General features: G+C 52.6%; 11 protein-coding genes. 8 read left to right on the top strand and 3 right to left on the bottom strand.

Going from position 1 to position 13,761, the window contains the following annotated elements:
• Positions 1 to 70 precede the first annotated feature (70 nt).
• The 4 genes from hrcA to dnaJ all read left to right on the top strand — a co-directional run bounded on the left by hrcA (position 71) and on the right by dnaJ (position 5,059).
• Complete coding sequence (hrcA, locus tag ACTOY7_RS10375) at positions 71 to 1,120, top strand: heat-inducible transcriptional repressor HrcA (RefSeq protein ID WP_394684602.1); 1,050 nt, start codon at positions 71 to 73, stop codon at positions 1,118 to 1,120.
• Between the two features lie 30 nt (positions 1,121 to 1,150).
• The gene (grpE, locus tag ACTOY7_RS10370; RefSeq protein ID WP_160282390.1) at positions 1,151 to 1,843 is read left to right on the top strand and encodes a nucleotide exchange factor GrpE; all 693 of its coding nucleotides are present in this window, start codon (positions 1,151 to 1,153) and stop codon (positions 1,841 to 1,843) included.
• A gap of 36 nt (positions 1,844 to 1,879) precedes the next feature.
• On the top strand, positions 1,880 to 3,745 hold the full coding sequence (gene dnaK, locus ACTOY7_RS10365) for a molecular chaperone DnaK (protein ID WP_160282369.1): 1,866 nt from the start codon (positions 1,880 to 1,882) through the stop codon (positions 3,743 to 3,745).
• Between the two features lie 138 nt (positions 3,746 to 3,883).
• Positions 3,884 to 5,059: a molecular chaperone DnaJ gene (dnaJ, locus tag ACTOY7_RS10360; RefSeq protein ID WP_160282368.1), complete on the top strand. Its 1,176-nt coding sequence runs from the start codon at positions 3,884 to 3,886 to the stop codon at positions 5,057 to 5,059.
• Positions 5,060 to 5,095: 36 nt separating this feature from the next.
• On the opposite strand, the gene ACTOY7_RS10355 is transcribed toward dnaJ, so the two are convergent.
• The 3 genes from ACTOY7_RS10355 to ACTOY7_RS10345 form a co-directional block, all read right to left on the bottom strand.
• Positions 5,096 to 7,192, bottom strand: coding sequence for a glycogen debranching protein (locus tag ACTOY7_RS10355; protein ID WP_160282367.1), 2,097 nt, complete (start codon positions 7,190 to 7,192; stop codon positions 5,096 to 5,098).
• 139 nt (positions 7,193 to 7,331) lie between these two features.
• Positions 7,332 to 7,952 carry a response regulator gene (locus tag ACTOY7_RS10350; protein WP_300884833.1) on the bottom strand — a complete coding sequence of 207 codons (621 nt, stop codon included), beginning with the start codon at positions 7,950 to 7,952 and terminating at the stop codon, positions 7,332 to 7,334.
• 16 nt (positions 7,953 to 7,968) lie between these two features.
• Positions 7,969 to 9,069 carry a sensor histidine kinase gene (locus ACTOY7_RS10345; protein WP_482672673.1) on the bottom strand — a complete coding sequence of 367 codons (1,101 nt, stop codon included), beginning with the start codon at positions 9,067 to 9,069 and terminating at the stop codon, positions 7,969 to 7,971.
• 274 nt (positions 9,070 to 9,343) lie between these two features.
• Here ACTOY7_RS10345 and ACTOY7_RS10340 point away from each other — a divergent pair, with 274 nt between their 5' ends.
• From ACTOY7_RS10340 to plsX, 4 genes are all read left to right on the top strand, one after another.
• Positions 9,344 to 10,273 (top strand): ABC transporter ATP-binding protein, encoded by a 930-nt coding sequence (locus ACTOY7_RS10340; protein WP_482670573.1) that lies wholly within the window; start codon positions 9,344 to 9,346, stop codon positions 10,271 to 10,273.
• Positions 10,274 to 10,287: 14 nt separating this feature from the next.
• Positions 10,288 to 11,412 carry an ABC transporter permease gene (locus ACTOY7_RS10335; protein ID WP_160282363.1) on the top strand — a complete coding sequence of 375 codons (1,125 nt, stop codon included), beginning with the start codon at positions 10,288 to 10,290 and terminating at the stop codon, positions 11,410 to 11,412.
• Positions 11,399 to 12,553 carry an ABC transporter permease gene (locus tag ACTOY7_RS10330; protein ID WP_482670574.1) on the top strand — a complete coding sequence of 385 codons (1,155 nt, stop codon included), beginning with the start codon at positions 11,399 to 11,401 and terminating at the stop codon, positions 12,551 to 12,553. The genes ACTOY7_RS10335 and ACTOY7_RS10330 overlap by 14 nt, the downstream gene beginning before the upstream one ends.
• Positions 12,554 to 12,686: 133 nt before the next feature.
• Positions 12,687 to 13,718 carry a phosphate acyltransferase PlsX gene (gene plsX, locus ACTOY7_RS10325; protein ID WP_300884837.1) on the top strand — a complete coding sequence of 344 codons (1,032 nt, stop codon included), beginning with the start codon at positions 12,687 to 12,689 and terminating at the stop codon, positions 13,716 to 13,718.
• The last annotated feature ends 43 nt before the right edge of the window (positions 13,719 to 13,761 follow it).

The raw sequence follows: 13,761 nt of genomic DNA, 5'->3' as shown, positions 1-13,761 counted from the left end.
TGCTAATAGAAAAAAACAAGAGCTTTTTATAAAATGTAGAAGATGATCCGCAGAAGAAAGGGGGAATATGATGGCAGTCGTAGAGCTGAGTGAGAGAAAGCATACTATATTACGGGCTATCATCCAGAATTATCTGGAGACCGGGGAACCGGTCGGATCCAGGACCCTTTCCAAATCAACGGATCTGAAGCTGAGTTCTGCAACGATCCGCAATGAGATGGCGGATCTGGAAGATCTGGGTTATATATTTCAGCCCCATACTTCCGCCGGACGGATTCCTTCAGATAAGGGATACCGTTTATATGTAGATATGCTGATGCAGGATAAGGAACAGGAACTGGAAGAACTCAAGAGCGTGATGCTTGAGAAGACGGATCGGGTGGAGAAGGTACTCAAGCAGGCGGCGAAGGTTCTGGCTGCGAATACCAATTACGCAACCCTGGTATCCTCCCCTGTGAACAGGAGGAATACGTTAAAGTTCATCCAGCTGTCCCAGGTAGACGCGCGGCAGATCGTGGCAGTGATCGTGATGAGCGGCAATGTGATCAAGAATAAGATCATCAATGTGGGAGAGATGCTCGGCAACGAGACACTGCTCAAGCTGAACATGCTTTTGAATACTACATTGAACGGGATGTCCATCGAAGAGATCAACTTAGGACTGATCGCCCGGCTGAAGGAGCAGGCCGGTATCCACAGTAATGTCATCAGCAATGTGCTGGATGCGGTGGCGGATATCATCCATGTGGAGGATGATATGGAGATCTACACAAGCGGGGCGACCAACATATTCAAGTATCCGGAGCTTAGTGACAAGCAGAATGCACAGGAGATCCTCAATGCATTTGAAGAGAAGCAGCAGCTGGCGGAACTGGTAACTGAGACCTTATCCAGTGAAGAGAATCATGGGATCCAGGTCTATATCGGCGATGAAGCGCCGGTGAAGACGATGCGTGACTGCAGTGTCGTTACGGCAACCTACGATCTGGGAGACGGGATGAAGGGAACGATCGGCATCATCGGTCCCAAGCGGATGGATTATGAACACGTCATGAAGACGCTGACGACCTTGCAGAGTAAGTTGGATGCGATCAACAAGAAAGATTTGGATGAAGATTAATTTAGGAAGGTGAAGCTGGTGGAAGAAAAGATGACCAAGGAAGACATGGTAAAGGAAGCCGTGGAAGAAGCAAAGGCAAAAGCAGAACAGGCAGCCCGGGAGCAGGCACAGGAGAGTGAGGACCCGGAGGAAGAGACAGACTGCGCGGAGGAAGCGGATACTTCAGCAGAGGAAGACGCGGCTGAGGAGGAAGATTCCGGAGAACCCTCGGAGGAGGAATCTGAGGAAGAGGGGCAGGATGAAGAGAAGAAAGGCAGAAAGCTTTTCGGAAAGAAGAATAAAAAAGATAAAAAGGACGAAAAGATCGAGGAGCTGACGGATCGGCTTACCCGTCAGATGGCAGAGTTTGATAACTTCCGCAAGCGTACAGATAAGGAGAAATCCCAGATGTACGAGATCGGCGCGAAAGATATCATAAATAAAATTCTTCCCGTCGTGGACAATTTTGAACGCGGCCTGGCAGCAGTGCCGGAGGAAGAAAAGAAAAACCCGATCCTGGAAGGAATGGAGAAGGTTTACAAGCAGTTGATGACTACACTGGAAGAGGTCGGGGTAAAACCAATCGAAGCAGTGGGCCAGGAATTCAATCCGGATTTCCACAACGCGGTCATGCATGTGGAGGACGAGGAACTGGGCGAGAACATTATAGCCGAGGAATTCCAGAAGGGATACACATACCGTGACAGTGTCGTACGGCACAGCATGGTAAAGGTAGCTAATTAAGCATTTTTAATTCACAAAAACTAGGAGGAATTGATCATGGGAAAAATCATAGGTATTGACTTGGGTACTACAAACAGCTGTGTTGCCGTCATGGAAGGCGGACAGCCGACAGTGATCGCGAATACGGAAGGCGCAAGGACCACACCGTCAGTCGTGGCATTTACAAAGACAGGAGAGCGTCTGGTGGGCGAGCCTGCAAAGCGTCAGGCAGTGACCAACGCTGACAAGACCATTTCTTCTATCAAGAGAGAGATGGGTTCCGATTATAAAGTGACGATTGATGACAAGAGATATTCTCCTCAGGAGATTTCCGCAATGATCCTGCAGAAGCTCAAAGCAGACGCGGAAGGATATCTGGGAGAAAAAGTAACTGAGGCTGTGATTACCGTACCGGCATACTTTAATGACGCGCAGCGCCAAGCGACCAAGGATGCGGGTAAGATCGCAGGTCTGGATGTAAAGCGTATCATCAACGAGCCTACAGCGGCAGCGCTTGCTTACGGACTGGATAATGAAAAGGAACAGAAGATCATGGTATATGATCTGGGCGGCGGTACGTTTGATGTATCTATCATTGAGATCGGCGACGGCGTCATTGAGGTGCTTTCCACAGCCGGCAACAACAGACTGGGCGGGGATGACTTTGACCAGAAGGTAACAGATTACATGCTGTCTGATTTCAAGTCCAAGGAAGGCGTAGACTTATCCAACGACAAGATGGCGCTGCAGAGATTGAAGGAAGCGGCAGAGAAGGCGAAAAAGGAACTTTCATCCGCGACGACTACCAACATCAACCTTCCGTTCATCACAGCAACATCCGAAGGACCGAAGCATTTTGATATGAACCTGACAAGAGCAAAATTTGACGAGCTTACACATGACCTGGTAGAGAAGACAGCAGAGCCGGTAAGACGTGCGTTGTCTGATGCGGGAATCACTGCTTCCGAGCTGGGGCAGGTACTGCTGGTAGGCGGTTCTACCCGTATCCCGGCGGTACAGGAGGAAGTAAAGCGGCTGACCGGAAAAGAGCCGAGCAAGTCTCTGAATCCGGACGAGTGTGTTGCCCTCGGCGCATCCGTACAGGGCGGCAAGCTGGCAGGGGATGCCGGCGCAGGCGATATCCTTCTGCTGGACGTTACCCCGCTGTCTCTGTCCATCGAGACCATGGGCGGAGTGGCAACCAGGCTGATTGAGAGAAACACCACCATTCCGACAAAGAAGAGCCAGGTATTCTCTACGGCGGCAGATAATCAGACCGCAGTTGACATCAACGTGGTACAGGGTGAGCGTCAGTTCGCGAGAGACAACAAGTCTCTGGGACAGTTCCGTCTCGACGGAATCCCGCCGGCTCCGCGCGGAATCCCGCAGATCGAGGTGACATTCGATATCGATGCCAACGGTATCGTTAATGTATCCGCAAAGGATCTTGGAACCGGAAAAGAGCAGCATATTACGATCACTGCAGGCTCCAACATGTCTGATGAAGACATCGATAAGGCAGTCAAAGAAGCAGCGGCATTCGAAGCGCAGGATAAGAAGCGCAAGGAAGCGATTGATACAAGAAATGAAGCAGATGCCATGGTATTCCAGACCGAAAAGGCTATCAAGGAAGTGGGCGACAAGCTGGATGCTTCCGACAAGGCAGCTGTAGAGGCTGACTGCCAGGCATTGAAGGATATCCTTGCAAAGTCTGCTCCGGAAGAGACAACGGACGCACAGGTTGCGGAGATCAAGGCAGCGAAGGAAAAACTGATGGAAAGCGCGCAGAAGCTGTTTACGAAGATGTATGAGCAGGCTGGGGCAGCAGGAGCGGCAGGTGCAGGTCCGATGCCGGAAGCAGGTCCTGCACCGGAAGGCTTCCAGGGCGATGATGTAGTGGACGGGGATTACAAAGAAGTATAAATTTGGCAGCTGCTCAGCACAGGATAGCGGTATATCTGCGAAGGTACTGAGCAGATATAAAAAAATGCTCCTGAACATCCAGGGCAGCCGGCAATATCATGGCTGTCCTGGATAGTATAATGTGAAAGGTAGATTGTTATGGCAGAGTCAAAAAGAGATTATTATGAGGTGCTTGGCATAGGCAAGGACGCAGACGACGGGGCGATAAAAAAAGCATATCGTGTTCTGGCGAAAAAATATCATCCCGACATGAATCCGGGAGATGCGGAAGCGGAAAAAAAGTTTAAAGAGGCATCGGAAGCGTATGCGGTACTGAGTGATCCGGAAAAGCGCCGCCAGTATGATCAGTTCGGACACGCAGCATTTGAAGGAGGCGCCGGCGGAGCAGGCGGCTTCGGTGGCTTTGATTTCAGCGGTGCGGATTTCAGCGATATCTTCGGAGACATCTTCGGGGATCTTTTCGGCGGCGGCAGAAGAGGCGGCCGCGGGAATGGCCCGATGCGGGGAGCCAACATCCGCAAGAGCATCCGTATTACATTTGAAGAAGCGATTTTCGGCTGTGAGAAAGAGCTGGAACTGATCCTGAAGGATTCCTGTACGGCATGTAACGGTACGGGGGCGAAACCGGGGACATCTCCGGAGACCTGTTCAAAATGCGGCGGCAAGGGCCAGATCGTCTATGCCTCCCAGTCCTTTTTCGGAACCGTACAGAATGTACAGACCTGTCCGACCTGCGGCGGTTCCGGTAAGGTGATCAAGGAAAAATGTACATCCTGTTCCGGAACCGGATATACATCCAGCAAGAAGAAGATCCAGGTGTCTATCCCGGCCGGGATTGACAACGGACAGAGCGTCCGCATCCGCGAGAAGGGCGAGCCGGGTTTAAACGGCGGGCCGAGAGGAGACCTGCTGGTGGAAGTGAATGTATCCAGACATCCCATCTTCCAGCGCCAGGAGATGCATATCTTCTCCACGGTTCCGATCTCTTTTGCACAGGCGGCGCTTGGCGGGGATATCCGGGTGGCAACGGTAGACGGCGAAGTCATCTATACGGTAAAACCGGGGACCAAGACAGATACCAAGGTGCGCCTAAAGGGCAAGGGAGTACCGTCCCTGCGGGATTCCAGAGTAAGAGGGGATCATTATGTGACCTTGGTGATCCAGACTCCGGACAGACTGAGCGCAGAGGCGAAGGAAGCGCTGCGTAAATTCGACCAGCTGGCGGGGAACACCCTCAACCAGAAGGTGGATGAAGGAAAATCCAAAAAGAAAGGCTTCTTTAAGGATAAGATGAAAGAAGTCTTTGAAGAATAAATACAGAAAGGCTGCCGGCGGCAGCCTTTCTGTATTTCAGACTTCCAATACAATAACGGATCTTTCTTTCATTGGAATGTTTCTCTCAGCACCAGGCATGTGACCTCTTGAAAAATAATTCTGTACAGGATCTCCGGTATTGACCGCAATCTTCCAGTTCAGGCCGTTTGGAAGCGGCGGAAGTGTAAGGGTAACAGGCTCCCAATAGGTGTTGACCGCAAGATAGACCAGATCCTCTTTTGCCTTGGCGGGATCGTATCCTGCAAACAGAACACAGATCACATGGGAGTCCGGGCTGTAGTCCGGCTCGTTGGGACGCACGCCGTGGATGCTTGCATAAGGAAGTCCGGTCAGGCTGGCTTCCAGATTCTTGCGGATCACGGGATGATCCTTGCGGAACTGGATCATATATTGGAAAAAGCGGAATAGATCCTGGTTTTTAGCCAAAAGAGTCCAGTCCAGCCAGGAGATGATATTGTCCTGGCAGTAAGGGTTATTGTTTCCAAACCGGGTATCTCCGAATTCGTCTCCGGAGAGGAACATCGGCGTTCCCCGGCTGCAGAGCAGGACTGCGCAGGCATTTTTGATCATCCGCATCCGCAGCGCGCGGATCTCTTCATTGTCCGTATCCCCCTCGGCACCGCAGTTCCAGCTGTTGTTGTCATCTGTACCGTCCGTATTGTTCCAGCCGTTGTCCTCATTATGCTTTACATTATAGCTGTAAAGGTCATACAGCGTGAAGCCGTCGTGGCAGGTCAGGAAATTGACAGAGGCATTCAGCCCGCGGTGGATGGGATCGTACAGATCCGGTGAGCCGATGATCCTCTGCGCCGCGATCGCCGCACAGCCGGAATCCCCCTTTAAGAACCGGCGCATATCATCCCGATACCGTCCGTTCCATTCCGCCCAGCGTTTCCAGGATGGGAAGGAGCCTACCTGATACAGGCCGCCCGCATCCCAGGCCTCTGCGATCAGCTTTACATTTCCAAGGATGGAATCAAAAGCCAGGGTTCTCAAAAGCGGAGGCTGGTTCATCGGAGATCCGTCCTCATTTCGCCCCAGGATCGTCGCAAGGTCGAAGCGGAAACCGTCTACCCGGTATTCGGTAGCCCAGTAACGCAGGCAGTCCAGGATCATCTGCTGGACCACAGGATGATTGCAGTTCAGGGTATTTCCGCAGCCGCTGAAATTATAATAATGGCCGTCTGGAGTCAGCAGGTAATATATATTGTTGTCAAAGCCCTTGAATGAAAAACAGGGGCCCATCTCATTTCCTTCGGCAGTGTGGTTGAACACCACGTCCAGGATGATCTCCATGCCGTTGTCGTGCAGGGCCTTGATCAAAAGCTTTAATTCCCTTCCCTCCTGATTGTCCTCGGAGAATGCGGCAAAGCTGGTATTCGGAGCAAAGAAGCAGACCGGATTGTACCCCCAGTAATCCAGAAGCTTCCTGTCATTGACAACACGGGCATCCCGCATCTCGTCAAATTCAAAGATAGGCATCAGCTCTACGGCATTGATGCCAAGCTCCTTGAGATACGGAATCTTTTCTCTCAATCCCCGGAACGTACCGGGATGGGATACGCCGGAAGAGCGGTCGTTGGTAAAGCCTCTGACATGGGTCTCATAGATCACCAGGTCTTCCATGGGAATGTTGGCATGATATGCGGTTCCCCAGTCAAAGTTACTTCGGACTACGCGGGCGCGGTACCCCCGGTTGTAATTTTTGTTGTATCCCCAGTTGCTCTGGCCGGAAACGGCTTTTGCGTAAGGATCCAGAAGGATTCTCTTGGAATCAAAACGGAATCCCTGGCGCTCATCAAAGGGGCCGTCCAGCCGGTAGGCATATTCCACATCCGTGATATCCAGATAAAATACGATCATGGAATAGACGCACCCGATCTTGTAATTTTCCGGAAATTTCAGCACGGCATAGGGTTCATCCTCCGACTTGTGGAACAGGAGCAGTTCGCAGGAGGTTGCCCCGTGGGACTGGGTCGTAAAGCTGACCCCGCAGGGAATAAGGGTAGCGCCCATGGTGCCGAAAAATCCGGGACGGACTTCAAAGCCGGATATGATATCCAGCGGCTCCAAGGGTACATTGTGAATATGTGTCATTTCTGATGAGTTCATGATAACACTCCTTTCATTCGTAAAAGTATATAGCTGTAAGCATAAAGGACCTGTATTGAAAAAACTGCCCGAGCCAGTGATTTCAAGCCGGATCCTGAGCCTTTGCCCGATTAGAAAATGATTAGGATCACGTGACCTGTTATTTGTGCTGATAGTAAAATACGGCGAGCTGCGTCCGGTCGCGGAGGTTCAGCTTATCCAGAATATCGCTGAGATAGTTTCGCACCGTACCCTCACTGAGGAATAATTCCGCCGCGATCTCCTTGTTGCTCCTGCCGTCGGCGATGAGGGTGATGATTTCCAGCTCCCGGTCGCTGATCTGCGCGGCGGCATAATCAAATGCCTCCGTTTTTCGGAACAGGCCGGGAAGCTTGGAAACTACTTCGCAGCCAAACACGGTCTGCCCCGATGCCACGGCCTTGAGGGCCGGGAGGAGATTGGTATAATCCTGTTTCAGCAAATATCCTCTGGCGCCTGAACGCAGTGCTTTAACAATATATTCATCGTCCGAAAAGGTGGTCAGCAAAAGGATATTTGCGTCTGAAAATTCTTTCCGTATTTCCACGGTGGCCTGCAGGCCGTCCATCTGTTTCATCCGGATGTCCATCAGCAGGATATCCGGAAGGTGTTCCCGATACAGCCTCACCGCGTCTGTTCCGTCTGTACCTGTGGCTGCAATGGTGACCTCCCCGCTCGCTTCCAGAATCGTCTTGAGCGCACCGGACACCAGACAGTCATCATCTATGATTACCAGTTTCATTGGTTTTCCTCCTGAATCATGTTCCCTGACGTTTTTTGGGGATAGTGATAAAAATCCGGAATCCGGTTTCTGCTGAAATCTGCAGGGTTCCGTCCAGGGAACGGACCCGGTCCTGGATATTGGTCAGCCCGATCCCGCTTCGGCCGGATTCCTTACTGCAATCCCCGGGAGCGGCCCCGGTTCCGTTGTCCTCCACGCAGAGCTGATAGAGAGCGGGATGCTCCTGCATGGTGACGCAGACCTGGCTGGCATTGCTGTGCCGCATCACATTCGAAAGGGCTTCCTTGAGGATGCTGATCAGGCAGTACTTGACTTCCCGGGGGACCTTACGTCCCATATCATACCGCAGGAGGACCGGACAGAAGGTGAAGCCGTCGGTCAGGCTTCGGACTGTCTCCTCCAGGTTTACGGACTCATCGTGCAGGTCATGTACACTGCTGCGGATGCTGTCCATGGCTGAATTCAGGGAAACATCCAGGTTGTCCAGTACCGGGCAAAGCTCTGTCTGCCGGTTTACGGCCCTGGCCGCGCCCAGCAGCAGGATGGAACGGGAGAGAACGTGCCCTACGCTGTCATGGATCTCCCGGGCGTTCCGGTTCCGCTCCCGCAGGGTGGCGGTGTAGATCTCATAGTCCTGCTTTTCCAGAAGCGCTTTATTCTTTTCCGTCAGCAGAAGATGATTCTCCCGGCTGTCGTCCTGGCTTTGCCGGAACAACATATCCAGCCGCTGATACTGCCCGGTATGGCTCTGCAGAAGCGCGGCCAGCAAAAAACCGAAGATGCCCATCCACAGAGGAAGCATCAGGGAATCTACGGAATGGGTCATATGATACAGGAACAAAAGGCAGGCGCAGGACAGCATCAGCCACCTGCGTTCCGCCAGGAACAGATAAAACAAAGCCGGAAAAAAACAGAAAAAAGGCGGAAATAACAAGGAGGCAGACAGAAAACAGATTCCAAATCCCAGGTGGATCCGGGGAGATTCCAGAAAATAACAGGCGCAGCAAACAATCAGGGCGCATAAAAAAGCCAGCACGAACAATAGATCTGCGGGAAAGTACAGTATGGAAGCCATACAATATAAGAGTAATAAGCCGGTGTCTTGAAAATAATGCATAATGTTTCGCCTGTTCTAAAAAATTTTACTTTTATTATAATACGAAACAGCTGGTCAGGTAAAGAAAAATTTGAAGGAATTTTTCATACTACTGCCGTTCCGTTACAGGGCACGCCTGGTTAAGGTGTGACCTGTAACGCCGTTCCAATAGTTACAAATGTCATATGCAAGTTGTGACAATGCACACTTTTCCCGGAAAAGGGAGGACGGTATAATGTCAGTATCAGAAAGGAATCCCGGAAGCTGTCCGGAGGATCGAAGGAGGAATTTGGATATGGTTGAGATAAAAAATCTGGTAAAGCGTTACGGAGACCTGGTGGCTCTGGACCACTTAAACCTGCGGGTACAGGAGGGAGAGATCTTCGGGCTTCTTGGGCCCAACGGCTCAGGCAAGACAACGGCGATCAGCTGCATGCTGGCCCTTTTGAAGTATGACCGAGGCAGTATCCGCATTTTCGGAGAGGAGATGACTCCGGAGAGCTATCATGTGAAAGAGCAGATCGGGATCGTGCTGCAGAACGTGGCGGTGTTCGATGAGCTGACGGTCTATGAAAATATTGATTATTTTTGCGGGCTCTATGTAAAGGAGAAGCAGCGCAGGAAAGAGCTGGTGGAAGAAGCCATTGCATTTGCGGGACTGGGGGATTACCGGAAGGCGCGCCCCGGCAAATTGTCCGGAGGCCTTTTGCGGCGGCTGAACATTGCCTGCGGGATCGCGCATAAACCCAGGCTGCTCATTATGGATGAGCCCACGGTGGCCGTGGATCCCCAGAGCAGGAACAAGATACTGGAAGGAATCCAGGAGCTGAACCGGCAGGGCGCCACTATCATCTATACGTCCCACTACATGGAAGAGGTGGAGCAGATCTGTACCCGGGTGGCGATCCTGGATCACGGAAGAAGCATCGCGGTGGGGACCAAGGAAGAGCTGAAAATGATGATCAAGACCGGGGAGACCGTGACCATCGAAGCCGTGGCCCTCGGGGAGGAGCACCTTCAAGCCATTCGGGAGCTGCCCCATGTATTTGGCGTGGACTACGGGGAGCAGATTCTGACCGTGCGCTGCACCAAGGCAAAGCACAACCTGATCCGGATCCTCAATTACCTGCAGGAACAGGAAATTCTGTTCGGCAGGGTGTTTTCCGAGCTCCCCACGCTCAATGACGTCTTCCTGGAGATCACAGGAAAGCAGCTTCGGGATTAAAAGGAGGGAATGGCATGCTGCACTTAATGAAGTATAATCTGATGGTGAAGATCAAATGTGTCAATGTCGTTTTCTGGCCTCTGGTCTTTCCACTGATCCTGGGAACCCTGTTCTATTTTGCCTTCGGATCCATGGAGGAGGCGGATTTTGAGACCGTACAGACGATCGTAGTAAAGGAAGCGGATGCGGATCCGGTCTTTCTGGAGTTTTTGGAAACCATGGAAACAGACGAGAGCCATCTTGTGGAAGTCCGGGAAATGTCCGGGGAGGAAGCACGCCTGGCGCTGGAAGAGAAAAAAGCGTCGGGGATTTATTTTGTGGGGGAGACGCCTGCGCTTACGGTGGCCGGCAGCGGGATCTCGGAGAGCATCTTGGAGTCCCTCCTGGAGAACTATGAAAATGGAAAACAGACCCTTCTGCTGGCGGCCGAAAAGCACCCGGAGGGGATGCAGAACGCCATGGAACAGATGGGAGCCTATGAGGAGCTGGTGGAGCAGGTCTCCCTGGGAGGCACGACAACCAACGGCAATGCCCAGTTCTTTTACGCGCTGATCGCAATGGCATGTCTGTACGGGGCATTTATCGGGATGGATGCGGCGTTTTCGATCCAGGCGAACCTGACGGCGCTGGCAGCCAGACGGTGCGTGACACCGACCCATAAGCTGAAACTGGTCCTGACGGAAATGCTGTCCTGCTTTCTGCTGCATTACCTGAATGTGCTGATATTGCTGGCATATCTCCGGTTTGTGCTCCGGCAGGAATTTTACGGACAGATGCCGCAGATGCTTCTGATCTCCCTGATCGGCAGTATGATGGGCGTGTCCATGGGCATTTTTATCGGAGGAATCGGAAAGATGAAGGAAGGAGTAAAGGTGGGGGTCCTGCTGGCGGTCTCCATGACCGGAAGCTTTCTGGCCGGTCTGATGAGCGCGGATATGAAGTACCTGGTGGAGCGCAATTTCCCAATCGTGAACAGGCTCAACCCGGCTGCGGTGATCACAGACGCATTTTACTGCATCAACGTATACGACGATCCGGTGCGGTTTAGCAGGAGCCTGGTCACACTGGCCGTCATGTGTGTGATCCTGACGCTGGCGTCATTTTTACTGATCAGGAGGGAACGTTATGACAGTATATAAAGGATATATGAAGATCGTCAAAAGAAATCTGGGGCTGATCCTGATGTATGTTGTGATCTTTGCAGGGATCACCGTTTTGTTCCAGCAGTTTTCAAGCGCGGATCCGGCGGGCAGCTACCAGGCGGAAAGCGTGAGGATCGCTGTGGTCGATGAAGACAGGGGAAGCCTTGCGGAGGGACTGAAAACGTATCTGGGGCAGTTCCATGAGGTGACGGCGGCGGAGCATGACAAGGCCAGGCTGCAGGAGGATCTGTTTTACCGGAACGTGGAATACATCATTTGGATCCCGGAGGATTTTTTTGAAACCTGCATTGTGGAAGGGAAGGCGCTTACCGTTACCAAGGTTCCGGAATCCTATACGGCGTTTTATGTAGACCAGCAGATCAACAGCTTTCTCAATGATGCCAGGGCCTTCCATGCAGCCGGCTTTACCCGGGAAGAGACGGCGGAAGCGCTGGGGAAGCTGGAGCCTGCGCAGGTGGAGCTGCTGGATACGGGCAGGGCATCGGGGGAAATGTCAGCCTATGGATTTTACTTCCGGTATGTCCCCTACCTGTTCCTGTCCGTACTCTGCTATGTGATGGGCAACGTGATCTCTGCGTTCCGCAAGGGCGACCTGCCGAAGCGGATGCGGGCCTGCGCCGTATCCGGGCGGAGACAGAGTGTGGAAGGGCTTCTGGCCGCTGCCACACTGGGACTGTGCCTGTGGGCGCTGAGTATTGCGGGAGCTTTTTTCTGGTACAGGGACAGCCTGACGGAGCGCGGCGGGGTGGTGTATTTCCTCTTAAATACACTGCTCATGATGCTGGTGGCCCTGACCATCTCCTATCTGGTGGGGCTGTTTGTACATGGGAAAAATGCGGTCAATACGCTGAACGGCATCGTCAATGTCCTGTCTCTGGGACTGTGCTTCCTGTGCGGGGTATTTGTGCCGCTGGAGATCATGAGTAAACGTGTCAAGGCGGTATCACAGTTTCTGCCAGTGTACTGGTACGAGGTGGTGAATGAGTATCTCGTGGAATTTGGAAATGTGACGGGAGAGGCGAAGCAGGCTGTGCTCCAGGGGCTGGGGATGCAACTGATATTCGTTGCGGCGCTGGTGTGCGTCACCCTGACGGTATCAAAATGGAAGAGAGTATGAAAAAGGGGCTGTCCGAAAGGGCGGCTCTTTTTGCCGGTGCCTGCAATGATTTTCCGGGGCGGGAATACTTTTTTCTTGATTTTTATATGGATGTTTAGTAGAATGTATAACAGCAATGCAAGGAGGGATGGAAATGTCGGAGATGACAAGGGTTGCCCTGGATGCCATGGGCGGTGACAATGCACCCGGCGAGATGGTGAAGGGCGCGGTTGAGGCTGTGAAGAAGCGGAAGGATATCAAGGTCCTGCTGACCGGCCGGGAAGAGGTCTTGAAGCAGGAATTATCCGCATACACATACCCGCAGGAGCAGATCGAGATCGTCCATGCAGAAGAAGTGATCGAGACGGCAGAACCGCCGGTAGCGGCAATCCGCGCGAAGAAGGATTCCTCCCTCGTGACGGCATTGAAACTGGTCAAGCGCGGGGAGGCGGACGCATTTGTATCTGCGGGCAATTCCGGCGCGGTGCTGGCAGGAGGCCAGATCCTGGTGGGAAAGATCAAGGGAGTGGAACGCGCGCCGCTTGCGCCGCTCATTCCTACGGCGAAGGGAGTGGCGCTGCTGATCGACTGCGGGGCCAACGTGGACGCAAGGCCCTCCCATCTGGTACAGTTTGCGCAGATGGGGTCCATTTACATGGAGCATATTGTGGGCAAGAAGAATCCCAGGGTAGGGATCGTGAATATCGGCGCGGAGGAGGAAAAAGGCAACGCGCTGGTCAAAGAGACCTTCCCGCTCCTGAAAGCATGCAAAGACATCAACTTCGTGGGAAGCGTGGAGGCGAGAGAGATTCCCGCGGGCGAGGTGGATGTTGTGGTATGCGAGGCATTTGTAGGGAATGTGATCTTAAAGCTCTACGAAGGCGTGGGCGGCACGCTGATCCATAAGATCAAAGCCAGCATGATGACATCCCTGCGTTCCAAGATCGGCGCGCTCCTGGTGAAGCCGGCATTGAAGGCCACCCTGAAGGATTTTGACGCCAGCCAGTACGGCGGGGCGCCTCTTCTGGGACTGAAAGGCCTGGTAGTAAAGACTCATGGAAATTCCACTTCCAAAGAGGTATGTACATCTATTACTCAATGCGTGTCCTTTAAGGAACAGCAGATTAACGAGAAGATTCAGGAGGCTATCGGCAGGCCGGAGGATGCGAAGTCAGTGTCCGGGTAAGGCGGCCCACGGAAACAAAAAAGAGTGGAATTGTAAGGAAGCA

The sequence above is a fragment of the Schaedlerella sp. genome (genome assembly GCF_056796775.1).
This window is presented reverse-complemented; position numbering and strand designations above follow the sequence as displayed.